Source organism: Amycolatopsis sp. EV170708-02-1 (assembly GCF_022479115.1).
Classification (GTDB): Bacteria; Actinomycetota; Actinomycetes; order Mycobacteriales; family Pseudonocardiaceae; genus Amycolatopsis.
Genome location: NZ_CP092497.1, coordinates 9,471,832 through 9,496,793, shown reverse-complemented (window position 1 = coordinate 9,496,793; position 24,962 = coordinate 9,471,832). Strand labels below are relative to the sequence as shown.

At 69.0% G+C, this 24,962-nt stretch carries 30 protein-coding genes; 18 read left to right on the top strand and 12 right to left on the bottom strand.

Annotation, left to right across the window (positions count from 1 at the left end):
* Position 1: 1 nt before the first annotated feature.
* From pstC to MJQ72_RS43715, 4 genes are all read right to left on the bottom strand, one after another.
* Positions 2-919 (bottom strand): phosphate ABC transporter permease subunit PstC, encoded by a 918-nt coding sequence (gene pstC / locus MJQ72_RS43730; protein WP_063272599.1) that lies wholly within the window; start codon positions 917-919, stop codon positions 2-4.
* A gap of 208 nt (positions 920-1,127) precedes the next feature.
* Positions 1,128-2,252, bottom strand: coding sequence for a phosphate ABC transporter substrate-binding protein PstS (pstS, locus tag MJQ72_RS43725; protein WP_240596762.1), 1,125 nt, complete (start codon positions 2,250-2,252; stop codon positions 1,128-1,130).
* Between the two features lie 229 nt (positions 2,253-2,481).
* Complete coding sequence (gene mshD / locus MJQ72_RS43720) at positions 2,482-3,357, bottom strand: mycothiol synthase (RefSeq protein ID WP_240596761.1); 876 nt, start codon at positions 3,355-3,357, stop codon at positions 2,482-2,484.
* Between the two features lie 63 nt (positions 3,358-3,420).
* Positions 3,421-4,167, bottom strand: a complete 747-nt coding sequence (locus MJQ72_RS43715) for a response regulator transcription factor (RefSeq protein ID WP_240596760.1) — start codon at positions 4,165-4,167, stop codon at positions 3,421-3,423.
* A gap of 144 nt (positions 4,168-4,311) precedes the next feature.
* Between MJQ72_RS43715 and MJQ72_RS43710 the strand changes: the two genes are divergently transcribed.
* The 10 genes from MJQ72_RS43710 (at position 4,312) to MJQ72_RS43665 (ending at position 10,703) form a co-directional block, all read left to right on the top strand.
* Positions 4,312-5,205, top strand: a complete 894-nt coding sequence (locus MJQ72_RS43710; protein ID WP_240596759.1) for a DUF2993 domain-containing protein — start codon at positions 4,312-4,314, stop codon at positions 5,203-5,205.
* Positions 5,206-5,212: 7 nt separating this feature from the next.
* On the top strand, positions 5,213-5,653 hold the full coding sequence (locus tag MJQ72_RS43705; RefSeq protein ID WP_240596757.1) for a thioredoxin family protein: 441 nt from the start codon (positions 5,213-5,215) through the stop codon (positions 5,651-5,653).
* Positions 5,654-5,850: 197 nt separating this feature from the next.
* Positions 5,851-6,285 (top strand): DUF4395 domain-containing protein, encoded by a 435-nt coding sequence (locus MJQ72_RS43700; protein WP_240596755.1) that lies wholly within the window; start codon positions 5,851-5,853, stop codon positions 6,283-6,285.
* 21 nt (positions 6,286-6,306) lie between these two features.
* Positions 6,307-7,143, top strand: coding sequence for a sulfurtransferase (locus MJQ72_RS43695; protein WP_240596753.1), 837 nt, complete (start codon positions 6,307-6,309; stop codon positions 7,141-7,143).
* Positions 7,143-7,451, top strand: coding sequence for a DUF1416 domain-containing protein (locus tag MJQ72_RS43690; RefSeq protein ID WP_240596751.1), 309 nt, complete (start codon positions 7,143-7,145; stop codon positions 7,449-7,451). The genes MJQ72_RS43695 and MJQ72_RS43690 overlap by 1 nt, the downstream gene beginning before the upstream one ends.
* Positions 7,452-7,756: 305 nt before the next feature.
* Entirely contained in the window at positions 7,757-8,380 is a 624-nt protein-coding gene (locus MJQ72_RS43685) for an FABP family protein (RefSeq protein WP_240596749.1), read from the top strand.
* 10 nt (positions 8,381-8,390) lie between these two features.
* Positions 8,391-9,002: a 5-oxoprolinase subunit PxpB gene (gene pxpB / locus MJQ72_RS43680; protein WP_240596747.1), complete on the top strand. Its 612-nt coding sequence runs from the start codon at positions 8,391-8,393 to the stop codon at positions 9,000-9,002.
* Positions 8,999-9,871, top strand: coding sequence for a biotin-dependent carboxyltransferase family protein (locus MJQ72_RS43675; RefSeq protein WP_240596732.1), 873 nt, complete (start codon positions 8,999-9,001; stop codon positions 9,869-9,871). Before pxpB ends, MJQ72_RS43675 begins: the two co-directional genes overlap by 4 nt.
* On the top strand, positions 9,859-10,272 hold the full coding sequence (locus tag MJQ72_RS43670; RefSeq protein ID WP_240596730.1) for a hypothetical protein: 414 nt from the start codon (positions 9,859-9,861) through the stop codon (positions 10,270-10,272). Before MJQ72_RS43675 ends, MJQ72_RS43670 begins: the two co-directional genes overlap by 13 nt.
* On the top strand, positions 10,272-10,703 hold the full coding sequence (locus tag MJQ72_RS43665; protein WP_240596728.1) for a TFIIB-type zinc ribbon-containing protein: 432 nt from the start codon (positions 10,272-10,274) through the stop codon (positions 10,701-10,703). Before MJQ72_RS43670 ends, MJQ72_RS43665 begins: the two co-directional genes overlap by 1 nt.
* Here the strand turns inward: MJQ72_RS43665 and MJQ72_RS43660 are convergent.
* Positions 10,696-11,550, bottom strand: coding sequence for an aminodeoxychorismate lyase (locus MJQ72_RS43660; RefSeq protein WP_240596727.1), 855 nt, complete (start codon positions 11,548-11,550; stop codon positions 10,696-10,698). The two genes, MJQ72_RS43665 and MJQ72_RS43660, sit on opposite strands and share 8 nt — an antisense overlap.
* Positions 11,551-11,580: 30 nt before the next feature.
* Between MJQ72_RS43660 and MJQ72_RS43655 the strand changes: the two genes are divergently transcribed.
* From MJQ72_RS43655 to MJQ72_RS43645, 3 genes are all read left to right on the top strand, one after another.
* Positions 11,581-12,708, top strand: coding sequence for a folate-binding protein YgfZ (locus MJQ72_RS43655; RefSeq protein ID WP_240596726.1), 1,128 nt, complete (start codon positions 11,581-11,583; stop codon positions 12,706-12,708).
* A 393-nt stretch (positions 12,709-13,101) separates the two neighbouring features.
* Positions 13,102-13,665 (top strand): aerial mycelium formation protein, encoded by a 564-nt coding sequence (locus MJQ72_RS43650; protein WP_240596725.1) that lies wholly within the window; start codon positions 13,102-13,104, stop codon positions 13,663-13,665.
* Positions 13,662-14,609 (top strand): asparaginase, encoded by a 948-nt coding sequence (locus MJQ72_RS43645; protein ID WP_240596724.1) that lies wholly within the window; start codon positions 13,662-13,664, stop codon positions 14,607-14,609. Before MJQ72_RS43650 ends, MJQ72_RS43645 begins: the two co-directional genes overlap by 4 nt.
* On the opposite strand, the gene MJQ72_RS43640 is transcribed toward MJQ72_RS43645, so the two are convergent.
* Positions 14,606-15,505 (bottom strand): hypothetical protein, encoded by a 900-nt coding sequence (locus MJQ72_RS43640; RefSeq protein ID WP_240596723.1) that lies wholly within the window; start codon positions 15,503-15,505, stop codon positions 14,606-14,608. The two genes, MJQ72_RS43645 and MJQ72_RS43640, sit on opposite strands and share 4 nt — an antisense overlap.
* 206 nt (positions 15,506-15,711) lie before the next feature.
* On the opposite strand from MJQ72_RS43640, the gene MJQ72_RS43635 reads away from it, so the two are divergent.
* The 5 genes from MJQ72_RS43635 (at position 15,712) to MJQ72_RS43615 (ending at position 19,650) form a co-directional block, all read left to right on the top strand.
* Positions 15,712-15,897 (top strand): DUF3073 domain-containing protein, encoded by a 186-nt coding sequence (locus tag MJQ72_RS43635; protein ID WP_016338022.1) that lies wholly within the window; start codon positions 15,712-15,714, stop codon positions 15,895-15,897.
* A gap of 88 nt (positions 15,898-15,985) precedes the next feature.
* Positions 15,986-16,846 (top strand): 3-hydroxybutyryl-CoA dehydrogenase, encoded by an 861-nt coding sequence (locus MJQ72_RS43630; protein ID WP_091598365.1) that lies wholly within the window; start codon positions 15,986-15,988, stop codon positions 16,844-16,846.
* Positions 16,847-16,937: 91 nt separating this feature from the next.
* Positions 16,938-17,837, top strand: a complete 900-nt coding sequence (locus MJQ72_RS43625; RefSeq protein ID WP_240596722.1) for a Gfo/Idh/MocA family protein — start codon at positions 16,938-16,940, stop codon at positions 17,835-17,837.
* A 222-nt stretch (positions 17,838-18,059) separates the two neighbouring features.
* On the top strand, positions 18,060-18,713 hold the full coding sequence (locus tag MJQ72_RS43620) for a VanZ family protein (protein WP_240596721.1): 654 nt from the start codon (positions 18,060-18,062) through the stop codon (positions 18,711-18,713).
* Positions 18,714-18,891: 178 nt separating this feature from the next.
* A complete protein-coding gene (locus tag MJQ72_RS43615; protein WP_240596720.1) occupies positions 18,892-19,650 on the top strand; it encodes a GNAT family N-acetyltransferase in 759 nt (252 codons plus the stop codon).
* On the opposite strand, the gene arfB is transcribed toward MJQ72_RS43615, so the two are convergent.
* The 6 genes from arfB to MJQ72_RS43585 form a co-directional block, all read right to left on the bottom strand.
* Complete coding sequence (gene arfB / locus MJQ72_RS43610; protein ID WP_016338029.1) at positions 19,639-20,070, bottom strand: alternative ribosome rescue aminoacyl-tRNA hydrolase ArfB; 432 nt, start codon at positions 20,068-20,070, stop codon at positions 19,639-19,641. The two genes, MJQ72_RS43615 and arfB, sit on opposite strands and share 12 nt — an antisense overlap.
* A gap of 35 nt (positions 20,071-20,105) precedes the next feature.
* A complete protein-coding gene (gene purM / locus MJQ72_RS43605) occupies positions 20,106-21,176 on the bottom strand; it encodes a phosphoribosylformylglycinamidine cyclo-ligase (protein WP_240596719.1) in 1,071 nt (356 codons plus the stop codon).
* A gap of 30 nt (positions 21,177-21,206) precedes the next feature.
* Positions 21,207-22,745 carry an amidophosphoribosyltransferase gene (purF, locus tag MJQ72_RS43600; RefSeq protein ID WP_007032554.1) on the bottom strand — a complete coding sequence of 513 codons (1,539 nt, stop codon included), beginning with the start codon at positions 22,743-22,745 and terminating at the stop codon, positions 21,207-21,209.
* 331 nt (positions 22,746-23,076) lie between these two features.
* Positions 23,077-23,478 carry a hypothetical protein gene (locus tag MJQ72_RS43595; RefSeq protein WP_240596718.1) on the bottom strand — a complete coding sequence of 134 codons (402 nt, stop codon included), beginning with the start codon at positions 23,476-23,478 and terminating at the stop codon, positions 23,077-23,079.
* Entirely contained in the window at positions 23,462-23,701 is a 240-nt protein-coding gene (locus MJQ72_RS43590; RefSeq protein WP_005152616.1) for a DUF397 domain-containing protein, read from the bottom strand. Before MJQ72_RS43590 ends, MJQ72_RS43595 begins: the two co-directional genes overlap by 17 nt.
* A gap of 284 nt (positions 23,702-23,985) precedes the next feature.
* Positions 23,986-24,864, bottom strand: coding sequence for a helix-turn-helix transcriptional regulator (locus MJQ72_RS43585; protein ID WP_240596717.1), 879 nt, complete (start codon positions 24,862-24,864; stop codon positions 23,986-23,988).
* Between the last annotated feature and the right edge of the window lie 98 nt (positions 24,865-24,962).

Below are 24,962 nucleotides of genomic sequence, written 5' to 3'. Positions count from 1 at the left end.
CTCAGTCCCCCTTCTTGGCGATGACGGATCGCGCGATGAAGTTGACGACGAGCGTCAGCAGGAACAGCACGAGACCCGCCGCGATGTACGCGCCCGCCGAGATCTCGTTGTTGAGTTCCGCGTAGTCCGCCGCGATCTTCGAGGCGAACGTGGCGCCGCCGTCGAAGAGGCTCCAGGTGAACTCGCGGCCGACCGCGCCGGTCAGGATGATCGCGAGCGCGATCGTCTCGCCGAGCGCGCGGCCGAGGCCGAGCATCGAGGCGCCGATGTAGCCCGCCTTGCCGAACGGCAGCACCGTGGTGCGGATGACCTCCCAGCGGGTGGCGCCCAGCGCCAGCGCGCCTTCGATATGCGGGGTGGGGGTCCGCTCGAAGATCTCGCGGGACAGCGAGGTGATGATCGGCAGGATCATCACGGCGAGCACGATGCCCGCGGTGAAGATGGTGCCGCGCAGGTCCGGCGAGACGTTGCCGGCCGCGAAGAGCGGGATCCACGAGAAGGTGTCGTTGACCCACTGCGAGAAGGGCTCGATCGCCGGCGCGAAGACCATCAGGCCCCACAGGCCGTAGATGATCGAGGGAACCGCGGCGAGCAGGTCGATCACGTACGCGAAGGGCCGTGCCAGCCGCTTCGGCGCGTACTGCGTGAGGAAGAGGGCGATCCCGAGCGAGATCGGCATCGCGATGATCAGCGCCAGCAGGGACGAGTACACCGTGACCAGCAGCAGACCCATGATGCCGAAGCGCATGTCGTCCGGGGTGGTCTGCCAGACCTGGCTGGTCAGGAAGTTCACGTTGTCGGCCTGGAGCGCCGGGATGGCCTGCACCAGCAGGAACAACCCGATCAGGCCGATCAGCGAGACGACGAAGACGCCGGCTCCGGTGGTCAGGATCTGGAAGATGCGGTCACCGGGTCGCACCGTCCTGGAATTGGGGCTCGCGAGGCGCACCGAGGACTGCTCGGGCGGTGACGCGGCAGATTGCTCCGAAATCGGGTCCTCCGTGAAGGTCTCGCGGACGCCAGAACGCCCACCGGGGTCGCCGGTGGGCGTTCTGGGCGAAGACGAATCGCTCATCGACTACTTCTGTCCAGCCTGTTTACTGATCAACCTAGAGGTCGTCGACAGGTCAGGCGATGGCCTTGACGGCGGTCAGGACCTTGTCCTGCAGGCTCTGCGGGATCGGCACGTAGCCCTTCTCCGACAGCGGCTTCTGACCGTCGGTGGCGGCGACGTTCAGGAACGCCTTGACGGCCTTGCCGACCTCGGCGTCCGCGTACTTCGAGCAGACGATCTCGTAGGTGGTGAGGATGACCGGGTAGGAGCCGGGCACGTTGCTGGCGTAGATCGCGTCCAGGTCGAGGGCCAGGTCGTTCGAGCCCTCCTTCTTGAACTTCGCCGCGTCGAGGGCCTTGGCGACGTTCGCCGCGCTGAGCTCGACACCGCCGGAGCCGCTGTCGATGAGGGCGGTGCTGATGCCGTCCTTCGCGAACGCGGACTCGACGTAGGTGATGGCACCGTCGGCGGACTTCACGGCGTTGGCGACACCGTTGGACTTCTCCGCGCCGTTGCCGACACCGCCGTTGAACTTCTTGCCGTCACCCTGGGTCCAGGCGCCCTTGGACGCGACCTTCAGGTACTTCTGGAAGTTGTCGGTGGTGCCCGACTCGTCGGTGCGCGAGATGACCTGGATGGCCTTGTCCGGCAGGTTCAGGCTCTCGTTGCCCTTGACCGCCTTGATGGCCGGGTCGTTCCACTTGGTGATGCCACCGTTGAAGATCTTGGCGGTGACCTCGGGGGTCAGGGTCAGCTTGTCGACCCCGGAGAGCTTGTAGGCGACCGCGACCGGGCCGACGACGAGCGGGAGGTTCCACGCGTCGGAGGCGCACCGGGCCTTGGCCTTCTCGGCCTCTTCGTCCTTGAGCGGCGAGTCCGAACCGGCGAAGTCGACCTGGTTCGCGTTGAACTGCTTGATGCCGGCGCCCGAACCGCTGGGGTTGTAGTTCACCTTCTGGCCGGAGCACTTGGCGGCGTAAGCCTGCACGAAGATGTCGATCGCGTTCTTCTGCGCGGACGAGCCCTCGGCCGAAAGCGGGCTCTTGCCGCCGCATTCGACGTTGGCCGCACCACTCGGAGCGGCGGCGGCACCCGTGCTGCCGGGCTTGGTCGCCGCCGGGTCGGATCCACAGGCGCCGAGCACGAGGGCGGCGGTGGCCACGATGCCGATCGCGCCCGCGGGCCGCATGATCTTCACTGCATTTCCTCCACTGGGAGACTTTCGCCGGATCGGTGGAACGGGAGCGTTCCTTCCGGACCCGGACATTAAGCACCGACAGTGGACAGGCGGCCGTCTAAGGGTGAACGGCAAGTGAACAAGGCGGCCGATGTGAGCAGCGCGACTACTCCGAAAGTGGCCCGTGTCCCGCCCGTGACCTGCGCGTCTGCTCTCCGTGACCGGTCAAGTGCCGCCCGTGTGAACGTCGTTACCGAGCGTATTGGACGTCTACCTCGTATCGGGTGAAGCCGAGCTTCGAATACACGGCGAGTGCCGGCGCGTTGTCGCCTTCGACGTACAAGATCACTTGCCCCAGCCCGCGATCACGGAGATACCGCAGCCCGGCGAGCGTGAGGGCCTTTCCGAGGCCTCCGCCCTGTGCGTCCGGGTCGATGCCGACGACGTAGACCTCGCCTGTCGGCTCGCCGCCGAAGCGGCCGGGGACCGCGTCGTGGACCTTCGTCCAGTGGAAGCCGATGACCTTCCCGTCCTCTTCCGCGAGGAAGAAGCCTTCGGGGTCGAACCACGCGTCCTGCTCGGTCGCCCTGACCTCGTCGGCGGTCAGCGCGCCCTGCTCGGGATGCCAGTCGAAGGCGCGGGCGTTGACCCGCACCATCGCCTCCTCGTCCTGGCCGGGGACGAACGTGCGCAGCGTGACCCCTTCGCGCGTCACGGGCTCCGGCCAGTCGGCCGTCTCGACGTCCGCGTGGAGGATCAGCAGCTCGCGAGCGCGTTCGAAACCCTCGGTCCCGGCGAGGTGGACGGCGGCGGGGTGGTCTCCGTGCGCCCAGACGCGCAGCGGCTTCCCGGCGGTCTCTTCGACGAGCGCCCTGGTGAGCGCCCTGCCGTGACCGGCTCGGCGATGCGCGGGATGGACGAACAGTTCGGCGACCTGGTTGCCGTGCGAGTCACCCGCGGTGTCCAGGTGCGCGTACGCGACCAACGTGCCGTCGACGTGACCGAGGAGGTGCCGCCCGCCGTCGAAACCGGAGTCCTCCGGGCGGCCGTCGGCCTCGCGCACGGCGAGGAGGAAGTCGTGGATCTCTTCCGTGTCCGGTTCACCGGTCCAAGCCAGATCGAGCATGAAATCGACCCTACCCGGGAACCCGGATCCCGCCTGGACGTCTTGTCAGGCAGAGAGGGGGACTCAGTGCGAAGAAAGCTCGGTCGGCTCGTAGACGCTCGCGTCCGGGGCGACGGCCTGCTTCTGCGTCCCCTTCGAGGGCCGCTCGAACTTGTAGCCGACGTTGCGCACGGTCCCGATCATCTGCTCGTGCTCCGGCCCGAGCTTCGCGCGCAGGCGCCGGACGTGGACGTCGACCGTGCGCGTGCCGCCGAAGAAGTCGTAACCCCAGACCTCCTGCAGCAGCTGGGCGCGGGTGAACACCCGGCCGGCGTGCTGCGCGAGGTACTTGAGGAGTTCGAATTCCTTGTACGTGAGTTCGAGAGTGCGCTTGCGCAGCTTCGCGGTGTAGGTCGCCTCGTCGATCACGAGGTCGCCGACGCGGAGCTCGGCGTCCACCTGGGAGGCGCTGCCGTCGCGGGTGGTGACCAGCCGCAGCCGGGCGTCGACCTCGGCGGGACCGGCCGTCGGAAGGAGGATGTCGTCGGTGCGCCATTCCGCGCTGACCGCGACCAGCCCGCCTTCGCCGACGACGGCGATGACCGGTGTGGAGGTCTCGTCCTCACCCGCGCCCTTGAGCAGGCGGCAGAGGCTCTTCGCGGAGGCGAGATCGGTGCGGGCGTCGAGGACGATGACGTCGCGGTGGCCGGCGTCGAGCAGCGCGGTCACTTCCGGAGCACGGACGCGTACGGTGTGGGGCAGCAGATCCAGGGCGGGCAACACCGTGGTGGCATCTGCTTCCGCGGTCAGTACCAGAAGGTCCAGGCTCATCGCCGCACCGCCTTCAGATCGTGGTCGCCTCGAACGTGGCGACCGCCGGTGCTTAGTGAGAATAGCGGGTGAACAGCCGAGGACCTACCCCGTGCTGGATCGATCACACCTGGCCAAAGAGGTTGACGAAGGAGATTCGACGTAATGGTGAGCAGGCCCGTGGCGCAGGACGACCGACCCTCTCCCGGCCGGTCCGCCAAGCGAGGAAAGCGCCGTGGCCGGGGCTGGCTCATCGCCCTCGCGGTGCTGGTGGTCCTGCTGGTCGGGGCCGATTTCGGCGCGGCGGCGTTCGCGGAGCACACGATCTCCCAGAAGACCCGCGAACAGCTGAACCTGGCCAACGATCCGGCGGTCACGGTGCACGGTTTCCCGTTCCTGACCCAGGCCCTTTCCGGTGACTACAGTCACATCACCATCAACGCCCAGGGCGTGGCCGTTCCGCCGAAGCTGCGTGACGTGGACTTCAACGCCGACATGAGCGACGTCACGGCGCCGCTTTCGGACCTGACGTCCGGCAACACGAAGTCGATCGTCATCGGCACGCTCAAGGGCGAGGTGACGATCAAGGCCGCGGACATCGCGCGGCAGGCGCCGCTGGACAAGATCGAGAACCTCAGGATCGAGCCGGTCACCGAGGACTACGTCCGCAACGGCGACAGCGGCCAGGGCGAGACGAAGCCGACGGCGACCAACGAGAACGGCGAGCCGGTGGACACCGCCAGCGCCGGGATCCGGGTTTCGGGCAACGTCCAGATCGCCGGGCAGAAGGTGGAGATCTTCTGCTTCGCGATGATCGAACTGGACGGGCAGAAGATCCGCCTCGAGCCGAAGCGGCTGCAGTTCGGGAATGACAAGGAGACCACCGTCGTTCCCCAGGCAGTGCAGGACGCGCTGCTGCCGAACTTCAACGCGACCATCGACACCGGCGCGATGCCGTTCTCGGTGACCCCGACGTCGGTGCGCGTGAACAGCGGCTCGGTGACCATCAAGGGTGAAGGCAAGAACGTCGCCTTCAGCGGAGCGAAGCCTCAGGGGTGACTTGCGGATGACCGGAGTGTGGGTGCTGCTGGGCGTCTTGGTGCTCGCCGGGGCGGCCGGTGCGCTTTTGCAAGCGCGCAACGGGCGCATCCGCGCGGCCAAGCCCGGCGCGCCCACACTGCCCGGCCGGGTCTCGGCCGCCCTCGCGCCCGAAGGCGTCACCCTGATCCAGATCTCCACGACGTTCTGCGCGCCGTGCCGCCACACCCGCGCTATCCTCTCGGCGCTCGCCGACAAGACCGACGGCCTCACGCACGTCGATCTGGACGTCACCGAAACCCCCGAAGTCGCCCAGGCACTTTCGATATTGCGGACCCCGACGACGCTGGCCTTGACGCCGGACGGCCGGGAGGTTTTCCGCGTCGGCGGCGTTCCCCGAGGTCAGGAGCTTCTCGAAGCCCTGAAACCCCATCTGATCCCGGATTCCGGGAAGCGTCCCAAGGTGTGAACACGGTTCCCAACCTGAGGGAGCTCTGCGTACCCTCGTGCCCGTGAACAGGCTGCCCCGAACCTTGCTGACCCAGCGCCGCGCAGTGGATCTGTGCCGCGTTCGCAGCAGCCTGTGTCCGGTTCGCTGAACGCGCCCTGAAGCCTGCGCGTGCCCGTCCGGCACGCACCTTTTCCCTCTCGTTCGCAGGAGGAACCATGTCCGCAGGACCGGCCGTCGACCCCCGTGGTCCGCGTTTCGCCGCCATCCTGACGACGATCGTGCTCGCGGTCGTGCTCATCACCCAGTGGTGGCCACTGCTCGCGGCGCAGGCGGTGGTGTTCGCGATCGGTGCCTTCATCGGACTGAAGCCGGCGCCGTACTCCCTGATCTATCGCTACCTCGTCGCGCCGCGGCTCGGCCCCACGACCGAACGCGAGGACGCCGCCCCGCTGCGGTTCGCGCAGGCCGTCGGGTTCGTGTTCGCCGTGGCCGGCACCGTCGGTTTCGCCGCCGGCCTGACCGCGCTCGGTTTCGTCGCCACGGCGTTCGCGCTGTTCGCGGCCTTCCTCAACGCGGCGTTCAACTTCTGTCTCGGTTGCGAGATGTACCTGCTCATCAAGCGTTTCAGCCCCAGCCCTCGCGCGTCCTAACCCAGAAAGAGAGTCAGCTCCATGAGCCGTGAAGACGTCCTGGTCACCACCCAGTGGGCCGAGGAGAACCTGGACACCCCGGGTGTCGTGTTCATCGAGGTCGACGAGGACACGACCGCGTACGACAACGGACACATCCGCGGTGCGGTGAAGTTCGACTGGCGCAAGGACCTGCAGGACGGGGTCCGCCGCGACTTCGTCAACAAGGAGGGCTTCGAGAAGCTGCTGTCCGAGAAGGGCATCTCGAACGACGACCGCGTGATCCTCTACGGCGGCAACAACAACTGGTTCGCCGCGTACGCGTACTGGTACTTCAAGCTCTACGGCCACGAGAACGTGCAGCTGCTCGACGGCGGCCGCAAGAAGTGGGAGCTCGACGGGCGCGAGCTGAACGCGGACGAGGTCAAGCGCGAGGCCACCACGTACCAGGCCAAGGAGCAGGATCTGTCGATCCGCGCGTTCCGCGACGAGGTCGTCCAGGCCATCGGCGCCAGCAACTTCGTCGACGTGCGCTCGCCCGACGAGTTCTCCGGCAAGCTGCTCGCCCCGGCGCACCTGCCGCAGGAGCAGTCGCAGGTCCCGGGCCACATCCCCGGCGCGCTGAACGTCCCGTGGGCGAAGGTCGCCAACGAGGACGGCACCTTCAAGACCGAGGAAGAGATCAAGGAGCTGTACTCCGACGAGGGCCTCGACGAGTCGAAGTCCACGATCGCGTACTGCCGGATCGGTGAGCGTTCGTCCATCGCGTGGTTCGCGCTGCACGAGCTCCTCGGCTACGACCAGGTGAAGAACTACGACGGTTCGTGGACGGAATACGGCTCGCTCGTCGGCGTGCCGGTCGAGTTGGGAGCTAAGTGATGGCAGACGACAGCTGCGGCGCGCCGGTCCAGGAGGCCACGCCCGCCGATTACGACACCCGCGGCCAGGTCGTCCTGGCGGGCAAGGTGACCGGCTCGGACGGGCCCGTCGGCGGCGCCTTCGTGCGGTTGCTGGACGGCGGCGGCGACTTCACCGGCGAGGTGGTCTCGTCGGCCAACGGCGACTTCCGCTTCTACGCGGCCCCCGGTGACTGGACGGTGCGCGCGCTGCACCGCTCCGGCAACGGCGAGGCCTCGGTGACCGCGCAGGGACCGGGCGTGCACCAGCTGGCGATCTCGGTCGCCTAAGACGGGCTGAAAGGGCCCTTCACCGCTCCATCCATGCCCCCGCCGCCGCCCTCAACTGAGGCGCTGCGCGCCCGGCCTGGATTCCAGCGGTGAAGGGCCCCTTCGTCGCATCACATGCGGTGAAAGCGTCCTTCAGCTCCTGTGGGCACTGCCACGCGACCTCGGCAGGCCTGTCGGGGCAGGTAGCGACTAAGGTGCGTGTCGTGGAGATCCTGTTTACGACCCTGCTGGTGCTCGCCGGCGTCGCGATCACCTGGTTCGCCGTGTACGTCGTCTACCGGCTTTACGCGGACCAGCGCTGACCCATGACGGCTAGTGGCGACGAGGCCATCCAGGCCGCGGAAAAGCGCGCGGAAACCACGCGCGACCGGAACCTTCCGCAGTTTGACGACATGCCCATCCCGGGCGACACGGCGAACCTGCGCGAGGGCCCGAACCTCAACGACGCCTGCCTGGCACTGCTGCCGCTCGTCGGTGTGTGGCGCGGCGAGGGCGAGGTCGACTACCCGACCATCGAGGGCCCGTACCGGTTCGGCATGCAGCTGACCATCGCGCACGACGGCCGCCCGTTCCTCACGCACGAGGCACGCGCCTGGCTGCTCGACGAGGACGGCAAGGTCATCCGTCCCGCCGCGCGCGAATCCGGGTTCTGGCGCCCGCAGGCCGACGACACGATCGAGCTGCTGCTGACCCACAACACCGGCATCGTGGAGCTCTTCTACGGCAAGCCGCGTGGCAAGGCCTCGGTCCCCGCCTGGGAGCTGGGCACCGACGCGGTCGTCCGCACGTCGACGGCCAAGGACGTCACGGCTTCGCAGCGGCTCTACGGCATCGTCAACGGCGAACTCGGCTACGTCGAGGAGCGCGCCATGATGGGCCAGGAACTGCAGCCGCACACGTCGGCGCTGCTGCGTCGCGTGGTGGGCTGACCTCTTTCCCATGCGGTGGCGTGCCTACGGCGAGCACGCCGCCCTGCTCGACTGCGCTTCCCTCGCCGAAACGATCGCGGCGCACGCGACGGTCTCGTCCGCGCGCCCGGACGGCGTCACCGAACTCGTCCCCGGCGCCCGCAGCCTGCTCGTGGTGGAAACCCCCGGCTCCGGCGCGCTCGCGGCCGTCCGTGAGCTGCTGGCGGACGCCGACCTCGAACATCCGCCGGAAGGCGAATCCCGCGAGATCACCCTCGACGTGACCTACGACGGCGAGGATCTCGACCTCGTCGCACGCGACGCCGGAGTGTCCACAGAGGACGTCGTCCGGCTGCACACCGGCGCCGTCTACACCGTGGCCTTCACCGGGTTCGCGCCCGGATTCGGTTACCTGACCGGACTTCCCGAGCCGCTCCGGCAGCCGCGGCTGCCCGCCCCGCGCACTCGGGTGCCACCGGGTTCGGTCGGTATCGCGGGCGAGTTCACCGGCGTGTACCCGCGCGTCTCACCCGGCGGCTGGCGGCTGATCGGCCACACCCGGACCGTCCTGTTCGATCCCCGCGCCGACCGGCCGGCACTGCTGTCGCCCGGCGACCGCGTGCGGTTCCGGAGCGCCGGATGAGGGCACTCGAAGTGATCGAGACCGGCCCGCTCGCGCTGGTCCAGGATCTCGGCAGACCCGGCTACGCGCACCTCGGCGTGCCTCCGTCGGGCGCGCTGGACGTCCCGGCGCTGAAACTGGCGAACCGGCTCGTCGGCAACACCGAGGACGCGGCCGGCGTGGAATGCCTGTTCGGCGGGCTGCGGCTGCGCGCGACGTCGTCCTGCACGGTCGCGGTGACCGGCCCTACCGTCGCCGTCGAAGTGGACGGGCGTCCCGTCGGCTCGCACGCCCCGGTGTGGCTGGCGCCCGGTGAGGTCATGGCGATCGGCACGCCCGCCACCGGATTACGGTGCTACCTGGCGGTTTCCGGCGGCATCACGGTCGACGCGGAACTCGGCAGCCGGTCGCGGGACGTCCTTTCGGAGATCGGCCCCGCACCGCTTAAGAAGGGCGACGTCCTGCCGCTCGGCCCGTCGTCCGTGCCCGGAGGCGCCGACGTCGTGCTGCCCACGACGGCTCCGGCGGAACTGGTCGTGCGGATCGATCCGGGCCCGCGGGCGCACTGGTTCGAGGACCTGGCGTCCGGGCTCGCGAAGACCTGGACGGTGACGTCGGAATCCAACCGCGTCGGGCTCCGGCTCGACGGATCCGCGTTGACCCGCGGGCACGAATACGCGGAGCGGGAACTGCCGAGCGAAGGCCTGCTGACCGGCGCCGTGCAGGTTCCGCCGAACGGGTTGCCGGTGGTGTTCTTGGCGGATCATCCAACTACCGGTGGTTACCCGGTGGCGGCCGTGGTGAGACAGGCGTCACTCCCGGCCCTCGCGCAGGCCAGACCCGGAACCCTTCTCCGCTTTCACTCGTCCACGAGGGTGTGGAACAGGTAAAGGTCGACGGTGGCACGGGTGTCATCGACACGAATTCGGTCCCAACCCAACCCGAACTGCCGCAGTCGCTGCGGATCGCGCTGGCCACCGGCCAGATGCGGCGCCCGCTCGGCGACACGCTCCGCCCGCTTCTCGCGCTCTTCGCCGACGGCGAGTACCAGGTCACCGGACCCGAACGGCTGGCCGAAGACCGCTACCTGACCCCGAGCGCCGACTGGCCGCCCGCCGACGTCTCCCGGGTCGGCTATTACCGGACCGCGATCAAGAGCGGGCACCGGCCGGTCGCGGTCGTGCTGGAGACCACCGACGCGGCGGTGATCCTCGACGGGCACCACAAGATCGCGGCCTACCGCGAGGAAGAGATCCTGCCGCACCTGCTGATCATCAGCCCGCTCGGCTGATGGACCGCCCGCGGTTCCGCGATCCCCAGGATCGGATCGAGAACCTCACGGACGAGCCGATCCTCGTCGTCTGCCCACGCTGCTCGGGCCGCGCCTCGGTCACCCGCGAACGGCTGACCTGCGCCAGCTGTGCCCTTGTCCGCGTTCCTCCGGAACCCGACTACCGCGCGTGGAACCGGCCGGTCGACCCGTACTTCCGCGAACCACTGTGGCTACGCGCCGACTGCTGCGGCGGGAACACCCTTTGGGCGTTCCACGAACGTCACCTCGACCTGCTCGAACGATTTGTCGCGGCGAAGCTGCGCGAACGCGGGCTCGGGGATCGTCCCGGCATGACCTTGGTCGCCCGGCTGCCCGCCTGGATGACGGCGGCGAAGCACCGCGACGAGGTCCTTCGCACCATCGCCAAGCTGCGCGCGACGCTCAGCTGATCGCGTACTCGCTCTCGTACGCGGCGGCCAGCTCGGCGTGGATCGCGCTGGAGTCGGTGAGCGCGACGCCGTCGAGCGTGTGCACCCTGGTCAGCTTGCGGACCGACGACGCGAGGAACAGCCCTTCGCCCCCGGTGAGGTCCGAAACGTTGAGCGGCTCGACCTTGACCGACCAGCCCGCGCGCTCGGCGCCGCGGAACAGCGCCGCCTGCGTCGTCCCCGGCAGGATGCCGATGGTCGCCGGGGGCGTGTAGAGCGTCCTGTCCTTCGCGAGGACGACCGTGGAAGTCGGCCCTTCGAAGACCGAACCGTCGACGGCGGTGAAAATCACATCGCTCGCGCCACGGCGGCCCGCCTCCCGCAACGCCGCCATGTTGACGCCGTACGAAATCGACTTCGCGCCCAGCAGCAGCCACGGCGCACGCTCGGCGAGCTCGGGCTCGATACCGCGCTCCAGGGTGATCGCCGCGACGCCCTCGACACGGGCACGCTGGACCTTCTCGTCGATCTCCACACCGAGCGCGAATCCGAACGGCTTCGCCTCCGGATCGCCGTCGATTCCCCTGGTGTACACCAGTTTCAGCGCGATCTCGGTGGGGCCGGACCAGTTGTCGATGACCGTCTGCGCGGCGCGCTCCCAGACCGCGAGGTCCGGCTCCGGCAGGTCGAGCATGGCCGCGGAACGGGCCAGCCGTTCGAGGTGCGGGCGAAGCTCGCGGGGCCGTCCGTCGACGACGAGGATCGTCTCGAACACGCCGTCGCCGCGAAGTAGTCCCAGATCGTCCACCCGCAGGTGGGCGGCTTCGGGGTCGGCCAGGGTCCCGTCGAGGAAGGCAAGCACGCGCATGGGGACACGGTACTCACTAGCATGGGTTTCATGCCCTACCGCTCCCCCTTGCTCGAGCTTCCCGGACCGATCGCGGCACCCGACGGGCATCCGGAGGAAGGTGTCCCGTGGCACTGGGGTGACCCCTTCGCCGAGCAACGGACCGCGGCGCGCGGCGCGGTCGTGATCGACCGGTCGCACCGCGAGATCCTGGCCGTGACCGGGGAAGAACGGTTGTCCTGGCTGCATTTGGTGATCTCGCAGCACGTCACCGGGCTCGCCGAGGGCACCGGCACCGAGGCGCTCGTGCTGGACAGCCAAGGCCGCGTCGACACGCACATGGTCGTCGCGCACGCGGACGGCACCGTGTGGCTGGACAGCGACCGGGGCGCGGTGGCCACCAGCGCGCTGCCGTCCGGCGGCAAGCAGACACTGCGCGACTACCTCGAAGCGATGAAGTTCTGGTCCAAAGTGGACATCCGCGATGTCTCGGACGAGCTGGCGCTGCTGACCGTCCTCGGCCCCGACGCGGACCGCGTGCTGGACTCCGTGGGCGTCTCCGTGGGCGCGGACCCGTACTCGGTCGTGGCGATCCCCGGCGGTTTCGCGCGGCGGATGCCGTGGCCGGGACGGCACAGCGTCGACCTCGCCGTGCCCCGCGCCGACCTGGCCGCCTGGTGGCGGCGCCTGACCGACGCCGGCGCGCGACCGGCGGGCAGCTGGACCTTCGACGCGCTGCGGGTGGAATCGCTGCGGCCGCGGCTGGGCGTCGACACCGACGAGCGCACGATCCCGCACGAAGTGAACTGGGTCGACTCCGCCGCGCACGTGGCGAAGGGCTGCTACCGCGGGCAGGAGACCGTCGCGAAGGTCCACAACGTCGGACGGCCGCCGCGGTACATGGCGCTGCTGCACCTGGACGGCTCGCCGGAGATCACGCCGGAAACCGGCGATCCGGTGGTGCTGGGCGAGCGGACGGTGGGACGCGTCGGCAGCGTGGTGCAGCACCACGAACTGGGCCCGATCGCGCTGGCGCTGGTCAAACGCTCGACCCAGCCCGGCGCGGAACTGCTGGTGGGCGCCGAGGACCGGGTCGTCCAGGCGACCATCGACCCGGACTCGGTCCCGGGTGAGGCCCCGGCTCCCGGACGGGAAGCGGCTCAGCGGCTGCGGGGCTGAGCGGGCTTCTTCTCTGCTATCCGTGAAGGCCTCCTTGCCTACCTTGAGGGTAGGGAAGGAGGCCTTCACTACTTGTCGGCTCGGCGCTTCGCGGCCTTCGCTCACGACTGAAGTACATGAAGGTCCCTTCACCGCGCTAGATGCGATGAAGGCCCCCTTCATGTACTTCGCGGCGCTCATCCACAAGTTGTCCACAACTCCGCCCACCTGTGGACAACTCCGCCTACCAGCACTTTTCCCGCCCACCCCGGTAGACTGGACCTGGGGCCGCCCCGGGACGGGTGGGGGCGGGCTCTGGAAGGGACCGAAAGAGCAGCGGCCCGGCGGAGGATGTCGCGAGGGGCGGAGATCCTTGTGCGGAACATTTCCGCTGGAGCGCGATAAGCTACGCGCGTGATCGAAGTCCGGCCCGGTGGTCGCCGTCGTATCGACCGCGTGCTCGGCCCTGGGTATCTCAGCGACCTCGGCGAGCTGACCCTTTCCGTGCTGCGCGAGCGCCGTGACGAGGCCGCGCAGGAGGAGACCGACCTGTCGTACCTGCGGCGCCTGCTCCACGCGCGCATCGACATCGTGCGGGCCGAGCAGGAGCGCCGGAGTTCCGGCGGTGAGAGCAGCGTCGTCGAGCGGCTGGCCGCGATCCTGGCGGACAACGCCATCGGCCCGGCCACGGGGTCGGGCAGGCATCAACGGCTGGAGCCGTCTCGCGCGGGCGAGCACCGGCGGTTCGCCGAGGCCCTCATCGGCGACACGGACCTTTCCGACGTCAGCAAGCTCTCGGACGAGAAGCTGGTCAACGCCCTGAACCGGTACGCCGACGAAGAGGTCTCCGTCTCTTCGTACCGCCGCGAGGTGCAGGGCGTGATGGACACGATCAACGCCGAGATCGCGACCCGCTATCGCAAGGGCACGGCGTCGGTCGACGACCTGCTCGACACCGAACGCGGCGGGCCCGAGTGACGAATCCGGCCCTGGTCGAGGTCGTCCGATCCGGTTTCGTGGAGAGCGTGCACCGCGGCGCGCTCGTGATCACCGCCCCGGACGGCTCGGTGCGCTTCTCCGCGGGCGACGTCGAGCGGCCGGTCTACCCGCGCTCGTCCAACAAACCTCTGCAGGCCGTCGGCATGCTCCGCGCCGGCCTCACGATCGGCGACGAGGAACTGGCGCTGGGCTGCGGATCGCACAACGGCGAAGCCGGCCATGTCGAGGGCGCCCTGGCGATGCTTTCCCGCGCGGGGCTCACCGAGGACGCGCTGGTCTGCCCGCCCGCCTTCCCGCTGCACGAGCCGAGCATGCTGGCCGTGGCGTCGGCCGGGAAACGCCGAGCCGCGATGAACTGCTCCGGCAAACACGCCGCGATGCTCACGACCTGCGCCCAGCTCGGCTGGCCGACCGGCGACTACACGGCCGAGATCCACCCGCTGCAGAAGGTCATCCAAGCCGCCGTCGCCGACCTCACCAGCGAAACGATCGAGACGGTCGGCGTCGACGGCTGCGGCGCCCCGCTGTTCGCGTTCTCCCTCACCGGCCTCGCCCGCTCCTTCGGCAGGCTGGTCACCGCCATGGGCGGGCCGGAACGCCGGGTCGCGGACGCCGTCCGCGCGCATCCGTGGCAGGTCGCGGGCACCGGCCGCGAAGACACCGTGCTGATGCGGACCATCGACGGCCTGCTCTCGAAGGGCGGCGCCGAGGGGGTGCACGCGTTCGCGCTCCCGGATGGCACGGCGCTGGCGCTGAAGATCGACGACGGCGCGGCCCGCGCCCGGCTGCCGCTACTGCTCGCCACCCTGCGTCACCTCGGCATGGACCCGGGTGACGAAGCCGTCGGCCTCGCGCGCGACGCGGTCCTCGGCGGCGGGAAACCGGTCGGCGAGCTGAGGGTCACCGCTGGCCTCTTCGGTTAATTCGCGCGTTCCCGCGCGGCCAGGTCGCCCCAGAAGTCCCGCAGGTCGGCGAACAGTTCCGCCAGCTCGTCGACATTGCCGGTGCGGAGCGCGTCGAGGATGTCGTGCACCTCTTCGGCGGTCGTGTCGGCCTGCAGGATCGAGTCGGCGAAGAGCTGCACGAGACCGCCGTAGTCGAGTTCGACCGCGGAGCCGGGATGGAAGCTGTCGAGCCAGCGTCGCGTCTCGAGCAGCACCCGGCCGGGCCCTGAGTCACCGAAGGTCGCTTCGAGCAGGTCTCCGACCTCGCGGGCGCGATGCCGCGCGTCGGCGATGGAGACCCGCCACGAGACCTCGCGCTCCGGGTCGTCGCGCCCCTTGCCGAGTTTGACCCGGCGCATCCCGGGGTCGAACAGGACGAACCACGGGAGCGGGACGGTCCACGTCGTCGAGAGCGTGTGCGAGGCCGAGGCGGACAAGTCGCCGATAGCGGACTTCGCCCGCGAGCGGATCGTGTCCAGGGTGGCGCCGCCCGCGTCGAGCACCGCGTTCTTCAACGCGGGATGCGCGTCGCCGAGGAAGGTCACCAACGCCGCGGCCGAACGTGCGCGGATCTCCATCGGGCAGATCAGCGGCCCCGGACCGGCGTCGCCGTGCTCACCCTCCGGTACGTCTTCGGGGTCCAGGACGAGGACGTCGGTGACGAGACTGGGGGCGGCCCGGCCGTCCGCGAGTTCGGCGGGCAGCAACCGCCCGACATGCTGTGACTTGAGCCACAATGCCTGCTCGCGCTCGCCCGCGGCCGAACGATCGAGCCGGGCCGCTTCGACGGCCTCGAGCAGGCGTTCGTCCGGTGGATCCCCCAGCGCCAGCAGGGGCTCATAGACGCGGAGATAAGCCGCGAACGGACGGGGCACACGAGCATCGTGGCACGCCGACCTGCGACTATCGCCACCGACCGGCCGGTAACCGGCGTTCGGAGAACACTGTCGCCACCGGCACACCGTGCCACGTCGCATCCAACCCCCGGACACGGTACGGTGTCAGCAGGAAAGAATTGTCGAGACGATGCGGGGCCGCCGATTCCCCCGGCCGCCCCGCCCCTGTGCGAGGGGGTCGAGCCATGGGGCGCGGCCGGGCTAAGGCCAAGCAGACGAAGGTGGCGCGCGAGCTCAAGTACAGCTCGCACGAAACCGACTTCGATGCTTTGCAGCGCGAGCTGTCCAGTAGTTCCTCGGAAGACAGGCACGAGGACGACAAGCGGTACGACGAAGACCCGTACGACGGGTACGACGAATACCGCCGCTGAGCAACGCGTGACACGCGAGGGTGGATCCGGGCTTGCCCCGGTGACCACCCTCGCGTGTCGCGTGCTGCCCAAAATATGAGGAGGTGCCATGTCTGACGTAGCGCGAGTAGGTGTCGTCGGGGCCGGGCTCATGGGCTCGGGCATCGCCGAGGTGCACGCACGGGCCGGGCTGGACGTGATCGTCACCGAGGTGAACCAGCCGGCGCTGGACTCCGGGCGGGCGCGGATCGAGAAGTCGCTGCAACGCGGCGTCAAGAACGGGAAGCTCTCGCAGGAAGACGCCGACGCCGCGCTCGGACGGCTCCGCTTCACCACCGAGATCGGCGAGTTCGCCGACCGCGACCTCGTCATCGAGGCCATCCTGGAGCAGGAGCAGGCCAAGGTCGAGGTGTTCCGGTCGCTGGACAAGATCGTCGAGCGTGAGGACGCCGTGTTCGCGTCCAACACCTCCTCGATCCCGATCATGAAGCTCGGGATGGCCACCGGCCGCCCGCAGCAGGTGGTCGGCATCCACTTCTTCAACCCGGTCCCGGTGCTGCCGCTCGTCGAGCTGGTGCCCTCGCTGCTGACCAGCGACGACACCGCCCGCCGTGCCGAGGAGCACGCGACGACGGCGTTGAGCAAGACGGTGATCCGGTCGCAGGACCGTGCCGGGTTCATCGTGAACTCGCTGCTCGTGCCGTACCTGCTTTCCGCGATCCGGATGATCGAGTCGGGTTTCGCGTCCGCGGAGGACATCGACCGCGGCATGGAGCTCGGCACCGCGCACCCGATGGGCCCGCTGCGGCTGTCGGACCTGATCGGCCTGGACACCATCAAGGCGATCGCGGATTCGATGTACGCCGAGTTCAAGGAGCCGCTGTACTCCTCGCCGCCGCTGCTGCTGCGCATGGTCGACGCCGGCCTGCTCGGCAAGAAGACCGGCCGCGGCTTCTACAGCTACTCCTGACCTTCCCTCGCGTTTAGTCCTCTGGATGCGGTTCTTGCACGCGCAACGACCGCATCCAGAGGACTAAACGCCGGGCCCTAGACTCGGGAGCGTGGGACAGGGACAGCTGCGCGTGGGTCTGGTCGGTGCCGGTCCGTGGGCGAAGACGGTGCACGCGCCAGGTCTCGCCGATCACCCGGGCATGACGTTGCGCGCGGTCTGGGCCAGGCGTCCCGAGGCCGCGAAGGAGCTGGCCGAGACGCACGGCGCCCAGGCCGTCGACAGCTTCGACGAGCTGCTCGACCAGGTGGACGCGGTCGCGTTCGCCGTGCCGCCCGCCGTTCAGGCGGAGCTGGCGGTCCGCGCGGCCGAAGCGGGCAAGCATCTGATCCTGGAGAAGCCGATCGCCGCGGATCTCGACGGCGCGCGGAGGCTCGCGGACGCGGTGGAGGCCGCGGGCGTGGCCGCGCTCGTGGTCCTGATCCTGCGTTTCTCACCGATGACCCGCGAATGGCTCGACGGCATCAAGGAAGCGGGCGGCTGGCGGGGCGGCGGGGCTCGATGGCTCTCGGGTGCGTTGCTCGGCGGCCAGTACCAGTCCTCGGCATGGCGGCACGATTCCGGCGCGCTCGCCGACATCGGCCCGCATGCCCTCGATCTGCTGGACGCGGCGCTCGGCGAGATCACCGACGTGCTCGCGGCGAACCGGACCGATGACGATCTGTGGCAACTGCTGTTAGCCCACGAGGGTGGCGCGACCAGTACGGCGACCCTGTCGCTGCGGCTGCCGATCCAGCCGACGGTCGTCGAGGTCGCCGTCTACGGCGAGCACGGCTACCGCACCCTCGGCCGGAAGCCGGGCTCGGCGGGCGAGTCGTACACCGCGCTCCTGGACGATTTCGCCGCGATGGCGGCCAGCGGGACGACCTCGCACCCCTGTGACGTACGTCGCGGGCTGCACCTCCAGAAGCTGCTCGAACACGCGCGGGAACTCGCCGGACACGGCAAGTAGTACACAGGTCACCCACAAGGCTTTTCCTTGTGCGGTAACACCTTCTTCCGGTTACTTCGCGGCCGTCCACAGGTTTGTCCACAGGCTCCTTTGTGGACGGTTCCGAGCATGGGAAAACCTTTTCCGCCACCGGAAAAGATCACCTCTTAGTGCGGCCGCTCCGCCATGCCGAGTCGATCTTGTGATGCGAAGGTGATCTTGGGCGCTCCGGAAAGGAAGGCCATGGGTGAGCTGCTCCGCGCTTTCGGTGTGATGATCCCGTTGACGATCACCGCGGTTCCGTACGCACTGCTCGGGTGGCCGCTGCTCGCGGCGCATCGACGGAGGCGAAGACAAGCCGACCTCTTCTCCGCGTCGGCGACGGCCGCTGTCGACATGACGCTCGTGCTGGCCTGTTTCCTGGTGTTGTGCCTGGTCACGATGCCGGTGGCCGGCGCTCAGGGCAGCAGGCTGAACCTCGAACCCGGCACCGACCTGCGCCTCGCCCTCGACGACAGCGCCAATCTGTGGCAGGCGCTGGGCAACGTCCTCATGCTGAGCCCGCTCGGCGCCCTGCTCCCGATGCGGTTCCGCCGCCTGCGGTCTCTCGGCCGGATCGCGCTGGGCGCGCTGGCCGTCTCGGTGCTGGTGGAGGGGACGCAATATCTGATCCAGGCGGGCCGGGTGACCTCGGCCGACGACATCCTGCTGAACACCCTGGGCGCCGTGGCGGGCGCCGCGGTGAGCAAACGGCTGTGGCACCGCCTGGACGTCCGGCCGCCGGCGGCGATCCCGGCTCAGGTCCGGCGGGTGTGCGAGGCCCCGGTCCGGCTCCGGGTCCCGAGGTCGGTCTGGGACGAGCGGTATTCGGGCATCGCGCATCCGCAGCGGAGGTAAATGGGTTGACCGTCGTGCGAAAGTGATCGCGAAAGCCCCACGCAGCAAGAAAGAGGGATGCCTCATGCCTGACGCCTTCGGTGGCGTCGGCACGAGCTAGCCGGCGCACACGCCAGCTCCACCACGCACGCGGATCCTCCCGTGCGTCTCTTTCTTCTGCCCGAAAGGCTTTCCACCAGTGCTTTCCGAGACGATTCGTGCTCTGCAGTCCTACATCCGCCTCACCGCGGCGAAGTTCCGCGAAACCGAGCGGATCGGGCCGTTCCTGGCCACGTACTACCTCGAATCCAGCAGCCCTTTCCTCAACTACGCGATCCCCGACGACGGCGCCCTCCCCACCGAGGACGACGTCGCCGCGCTCAGCGAGGCGTTCCGCGAGCGCGGGCTCACGCCGCGCCTGGAGTTCCTCACCGAGGCCGTTCCGGCCGCCGAAGCCGTGCTCGTCCGGTGCGGTTACACGCTGGAGCGGCGGGTTCCGCTGATGATCTGCGCTCCGGGGCAGGTCGTCGAACAGCCGAAACCGGCCGGGATCAGCCTGGTCACCCCGAAGACCGAGGGCGAACTCCGGCAGATGATCCGGGCGCAGAACCTGGCGTTCGGGGAGACCGATCCCGACGAGCACCTCGATCCGTCGCCGGATCAGCTGAGCGGCGAGACCATCTCGGTGATGGCGGTCGACGAGAACGGCGAGGTCGTCGGCGGCGGGGTCGCGACCGCGATCCTCGACGGCGCGACGGAGATCGCCGGGATCGGAGTGCTCGAGGAGTACCGGAGCCGCGGGATCGCCGCGGCGATGACGGAGTACCTGACGCGTGAGGCACACGCGCGCGGCGGCCGGTCGGTGTTCCTGACGCCGGGAGCCGGGCAGGCGGAACGCGTCTACGGCCGGGTCGGCTTCGAGACCGCGGCCGAATGCGTGCACCTGTCAGTCGTCTGAGTAGCCGCCGCGGCGTGACTTCTTGACCTCGCCGCGGCGTTTCTTCGACGCCAGGCGGCGTTCCTTCGAACCTCGTGAGGGTTTGGTGGGACGCCGCTTGGCGGCCGGGGGCGCCGACGCGTCCGTCAGGAGCATCACCAGCCGCGCCCGCGCGGCTTCCCGGTTCATCAGCTGGGAGCGGTGTTCGGACGCGGCGATCGTGACGACCCCGTCGACGAGGCGCGACGAAAGCCGGTCCAGCATCCGGGCCCGGAGATGCTCCGGGACGGACGCCGAACCGGCCACGTCGAAGGACAGTTCGACCCGCGAGTCCGTGGTGTTCACGCCCTGCCCACCCGGGCCCGAAGACCGGGAGAACCGTTCGCTCAATTCGGCGCCCGGGATCACGAACCGGGTGCCGATCACCACGTCATCAGCCACGGACCCAGTGTGTCACCCGGGCCCAAATCGTTAAATCAGAAGCGGGGGTGATCGCCCGACAGCACGGCGCGCGGGCCGTCCGGGTCTTCGGCGGGCTGCACGTCGCCGAGGATCCACGCCGGCACGTGCCGCGCGGTCAGCATCGCGAGCGCGCGGTCGACGTCGTCGGGGCCGACGATCGCGACCATGCCGACGCCCATGTTGAACGTCTTCTCCAGTTCGGCGCGTTCGACCTTGCCGCGGTGACCGATCAGCGCGAACACCGGCGCCGGGGTCCAGGTGCCGCGTTCGAGCCGGGCGACCAGGCCGCGCGGCATGACGCGGGCGAGGTTCTGCTCCAGGCCGCCGCCGGTGACGTGCGCGAACGTGCGGACCTCGGCCTCGGCGGCCAGCGCGAGGCAGTCCTTCGCGTAGATCCGGGTGGGCTCCAGCATCTCCTCGCCCAGCGAGCGGCCGAACTCCTCGACGTGCCCGTCGAGCGGCATGCGCGCGATGTCCAGCAGCACGTGCCGGGCGAGCGAGTAGCCGTTGGAGTGCAGGCCGGACGAACCGAGCGCGAGGACGACGTCACCGGGGCGGACCCGCTCCGGGCCGAGCACGTTCGACGCTTCGACGACACCGATGCCGGTGCCCGAAAGGTCGTAGTCGTGCTCGCCCATCAGGCCGGGGTGCTCCGCGGTCTCGCCGCCGAGCAGCGCGCAGCCCGCCTGGACACAGCCCTCGGCGATCCCGCCGACCAGCGCCGCGATCTTCTCCGGCACGACCTTGCCGACGGCGATGTAGTCCTGCATGAACAGTGGCTCGGCGCCGGTGACGACCAGGTCGTCGACGACCATCGCGACCAGGTCGATGCCGACCGTGTCGTGCTTGTCGAGCGCCTGCGCGACGGCGATCTTGGTGCCGACCCCGTCGGTCGACGAGGCCAGCACCGGCTCTTTCCACTTGTCCAGCTTCAGGGAGAACAGCCCGGCGAAACCGCCGACGCCGCCCATCACCTCGGGCCTCGTGGCCCTCTCGGCGTGCGGTTTGAGCAGCTCGACGGCTTTGTCGCCGGCGTCGATGCTGACGCCGGCGGCGGCGTACGTGGCGCTCGTGGACTCGCTCACGGAAGCGGACTCCAACTCTGGAAGAGAGGTCTAGGGACGCCGGATGGCGTCCTCAGCACCGTACCCGGCAGGGCTGACGGGCTTCGCCGCGCCATTCACCGAGTCCAGGCTCTCCAGCAGGTGCTTCCCGATCAGCGCGTCTTCGGGCAGCGCGATCGGGTACTCGCCGGAGAAGCACGCGGTGCACAGCCGCGACTTCGGCTGCTCCGACGCCGCGACCAGCCCGTCCAGGGAGATGTAGCCCAAAGTGTCCGCGCCGATGGAGCGGCGGATGCCGTCGAGGTCGACGCCGTTGGCCACCAGTTCTGCCCTCGAAGCGAAGTCGATGCCGTAGAAACACGGCCAGCGCACCGGCGGCGAAGCGATCCGGACGTGCACCTCCAGCGCGCCCGCCTCCCGCAGCATGCGGACCAGCGCGCGCTGGGTGTTGCCGCGGACGATGGAGTCGTCGACCACCACGAGCCGTTTGCCGCGGATGACGTCGCGCAGCGGGTTCAGCTTCAGCCGGATGCCCAGCTGCCGGATGGTCTGCGACGGCTGGATGAAGGTGCGGCCGACGTAGGCGTTCTTCACCAGGCCGGTGCCGTACGGGATGCCGGAGCCCTGCGCGTAGCCGATGGCTGCCGGGGTGCCGGATTCGGGCACCGGCATGACCAGGTCGGCGTCGGCCGGGTGCTCGGCGGCGAGTTTGCGGCCGATCTCGACGCGGGTCGCGTGCACGCTGCGGCCGGCGATCGAGGTGTCGGGGCGCGCGAGGTACACGTACTCGAAGACACAGCCCTTGGGCTCGGGGTTCGCGAACCGCGAGGAGCGCAGGCCCTCGGCGTCGATCGCGATGAGCTCACCGGGCTCGACCTCGCGGACGAACGACGCGCCGCAGATGTCCAGCGCGGCCGTCTCGCTCGCGACCACCCAGCCGCGTTCGAGCCTGCCGAGCACCAGCGGGTGCACGCCGTGCGGGTCGCGCGCGGCGTAGAGGGTGGACTCGTCGGCGAAGACCAGGCAGAACGCGCCCTTGAGGGTGGGCAGCAGTTCCAGCGCGGCGGCTTCGATGCCCTTGTCGGCGGCGTTGGCCGCGAGCAGCCCGCACACCAGGTCGGAGTCGCTGGACGAACCGGTCAGCCCCGCGTGCGGTTTGAGCCCGGCCTCGACCGTGCGATCCCGCAGCTCGGCGGTGTTGACGAGGTTCCCGTTGTGCGCGAAGGACAATCCGCTACCGGTCGCGGTGGTGCGGAAGATCGGCTGCGCGTTCTCCCAGATGGTGGCGCCGGTGGTCGAGTAGCGGCAGTGCCCGACGGCGATATGTCCCTGCAGCGACTGCAGGACCTGCTCGTCGAACACCTGGCTGACCAGGCCGAGATCCTTGAAGACGACGATCTGCGAACCGTCGGAGACCGAGATGCCGGCCGCTTCCTGGCCGCGGTGCTGAAGTGCGTAGAGCCCGTAGTAGGTCAGCTTCGCGACCTCTTCTCCGGGCGCCCAGACGCCGAAGACACCGCATTCCTCGCGGGGTTCCGGATCGGGCTGGTCGGTCACGGGCTGTCCGGCGAGGGACGGGTCGGAAACCACCGAGGTGCTCCCAGGGAGAAAGAGGGCAGGCCGCCACCAGTGTAAACGGTGAGCAGGAGATCAACGCGCCGCGCGAAGTGGCACTGGACACGCTTCGAGCTGTAACACTGAGTGAACCCGCGTCCGCGATCGACGTCGGCAGGGTGCGATCGGCCATTTCAGTCGCGTGGCCGACAAGGGCACCCTGCCACCGCGATAGCGGGGCCTTCGGCCGGGGCGGGTTCCACTGTGACCGTGAGTGACGAGCGGGTGTCAAGACCCGTCACTCACGACCCCCGACCAGCCGACCGCTCCCCCTCGACAGAGGCGGTCGACTGTGCTTGGGAACCGGTCAGCCGGCAGCGAGCCATTTGGACGTGCCACCGCGGCCCGGGACCCAGCAGCCCTTGGCCGCGGTCTCCGGGAGGTGAAGCGAGCCGGGTGTCCGCTCGTCCGGGAGCGCGAGCAGTGCCGTCAGCACCGTCGCCGCGTCGCCGGCGGAACGCCACAGCCAGACCTCGGGCTCGAGGATGTCCTCCTCGGTGCCGGGCATACGGGTCGCGACGACGTCGTCCTCGGCGTTGAGCCGGACCACGTCGACCACGTTGTCGTGGACTCGCACGCCGACCACGGCCATGACCTCGCCGTTCGCGTCGCACGGGTGCACGAACTGGTACCCGCGGTGGATCAGTTCCTGCAGGCCGCTTTCGATGTCGGTGATTTCCGCGGTGATGGTGTCACCCGAGAACGTCATCGAATTCGCCGTCCTTGGCACCCGCGAGGAACGCGGCCATCTCGGCCTGGGTGTAGATCAGCGCCGGACCGGTCGGGAAGCGCGAGTTGCGCATCGCGATCTCTCCGGAAGCGAGCGGCGCCACCTCGACGCAGTTGCCGATCGCGTTGCTGTAGCTGGCTTTGCGCCATTGGGCGCCGGTAAGACGATCGGCCGGGATGCCGTTGTCGAACTGTTCAGCCATGGTCCCCACCTTCCCGACAGAAGACTTCGGGCGATGCATCTGCATGTGCATTTGCCTGTGATCCCAAAGTTAGCACGTGTGACTGCAGCGGTAAATGCACGTGCAGAAGTTTTTGCAGAATTCGCGTGCAGTGATGACTTAAGTCCTCAGCCGTCCCACCAAAGGGTGACGCGCGCTGTCTCCAACGGGTGAACAACTACGACTGGTTGCCGGATTTTCGGGCACTGGCAAGAAAACCCCGGGCCGGCCCGCGAACGGCGGCCAGCCCCACAACGGTGATCGACTCAGATCTCGGCGCGGCGCTTCATCAGCATCTGGCGGCTGCGGTCCGGCGTCTCCGCGTCGACCGCGAGCATGTCCAGCGCCCGGCTGTACCGCTCGATCTCGTCGCGCTTGTCGATGTAGTGCGCGCCGGTCAGATACTCGGTGTACGCGATGTTCGGCAATTCCTCTTCCGCGAACCTGAGCAGCGAGAACGCGCTGTCCGCGGAGTAGCCGCTCCGGTCGAACGGGAGCACCTGTACCGAGATGTTCGGCTGCTGGATCATCTCCAGCAAATGGTCGATCTGGCCCTTCAGCACCTCGCGGTCGCCGATCGGCCGGTAGAGCACCGACTCGTCGAGCACCAGCCACAACCGCGGCGCGTCCGGCCGCGACAGCATCTTCTGCCGCCGCATCCGCAGCGCGACCCGGCGGTCGACCTGCTCGTTGACCATGTCCTTGCGGCCGTGGCTCATGATCGCCCGCGCGTAGTCCTCGGTCTGCAGCAGACCCGTGACGTACAGCGGCTCCCACACCTGGATCCGGGCCGCGGCCTCTTCGAGCCCGACGAGGTCGTTGAACCAGCTCGGCATCAGGTCGCCGTAGCGGCGCCACCAACCCGGCTCGTTCGACTCCTTGACCATGTCGAGGAACTGCTGCCGCTCACCGGGATCGGTCATCCCGTACATGGTCAGCAGGTCGGCGACGTCGCGTTCCTTGAAGCCGACGCGGCCGAGCTCGAGGCGGCTGATCTTCGACTCCGAGCCGCGGATGCTGTAGCCGGCCTCCTGGCGCGTGATGCCCGCGTCCTCGCGCATCCGGCGGAGCTGAGAGCCGAGGATCATCCGCCGCGCGGTGGGACCCAGGGACTGCTCACCGCCAGGCGGGGTGACCGCGTTCATCGACCGGGGACCTTTCGCACGACGACACTCACAGGAGAACAAGCCGATTACTGAAAGTACACGTTTGGGCCTCGACACGACAGGGATGGCTCGGTTTA

Coding starts and splice junctions, on each gene's coding strand:
- MJQ72_RS43585 (WP_240596717.1), bottom strand. CDS start 24,864: ATGAACGCGGTCACCCCGCCTGGCGGTGAGCAGTCCCTGGGTCCCACC.
- MJQ72_RS43620 (WP_240596721.1), top strand. CDS start 18,060: ATGGGTGAGCTGCTCCGCGCTTTCGGTGTGATGATCCCGTTGACGATC.
- MJQ72_RS43595 (WP_240596718.1), bottom strand. CDS start 23,478: ATGACGTTCTCGGGTGACACCATCACCGCGGAAATCACCGACATCGAA.
- MJQ72_RS43630 (WP_091598365.1), top strand. CDS start 15,986: ATGTCTGACGTAGCGCGAGTAGGTGTCGTCGGGGCCGGGCTCATGGGC.
- MJQ72_RS43635 (WP_016338022.1), top strand. CDS start 15,712: ATGGGGCGCGGCCGGGCTAAGGCCAAGCAGACGAAGGTGGCGCGCGAG.
- pxpB (WP_240596747.1), top strand. CDS start 8,391: ATGCGGTGGCGTGCCTACGGCGAGCACGCCGCCCTGCTCGACTGCGCT.
- mshD (WP_240596761.1), bottom strand. CDS start 3,357: ATGCTCGATCTGGCTTGGACCGGTGAACCGGACACGGAAGAGATCCAC.
- MJQ72_RS43660 (WP_240596727.1), bottom strand. CDS start 11,550: ATGCGCGTGCTTGCCTTCCTCGACGGGACCCTGGCCGACCCCGAAGCC.
- MJQ72_RS43705 (WP_240596757.1), top strand. CDS start 5,213: ATGACCGGAGTGTGGGTGCTGCTGGGCGTCTTGGTGCTCGCCGGGGCG.
- MJQ72_RS43685 (WP_240596749.1), top strand. CDS start 7,757: ATGACGGCTAGTGGCGACGAGGCCATCCAGGCCGCGGAAAAGCGCGCG.
- MJQ72_RS43665 (WP_240596728.1), top strand. CDS start 10,272: ATGGACCGCCCGCGGTTCCGCGATCCCCAGGATCGGATCGAGAACCTC.
- MJQ72_RS43700 (WP_240596755.1), top strand. CDS start 5,851: ATGTCCGCAGGACCGGCCGTCGACCCCCGTGGTCCGCGTTTCGCCGCC.
- MJQ72_RS43715 (WP_240596760.1), bottom strand. CDS start 4,167: ATGAGCCTGGACCTTCTGGTACTGACCGCGGAAGCAGATGCCACCACG.
- MJQ72_RS43590 (WP_005152616.1), bottom strand. CDS start 23,701: ATGGCTGAACAGTTCGACAACGGCATCCCGGCCGATCGTCTTACCGGC.
- MJQ72_RS43675 (WP_240596732.1), top strand. CDS start 8,999: ATGAGGGCACTCGAAGTGATCGAGACCGGCCCGCTCGCGCTGGTCCAG.
- MJQ72_RS43710 (WP_240596759.1), top strand. CDS start 4,312: ATGGTGAGCAGGCCCGTGGCGCAGGACGACCGACCCTCTCCCGGCCGG.
- MJQ72_RS43655 (WP_240596726.1), top strand. CDS start 11,581: ATGCCCTACCGCTCCCCCTTGCTCGAGCTTCCCGGACCGATCGCGGCA.
- MJQ72_RS43695 (WP_240596753.1), top strand. CDS start 6,307: ATGAGCCGTGAAGACGTCCTGGTCACCACCCAGTGGGCCGAGGAGAAC.
- MJQ72_RS43690 (WP_240596751.1), top strand. CDS start 7,143: ATGGCAGACGACAGCTGCGGCGCGCCGGTCCAGGAGGCCACGCCCGCC.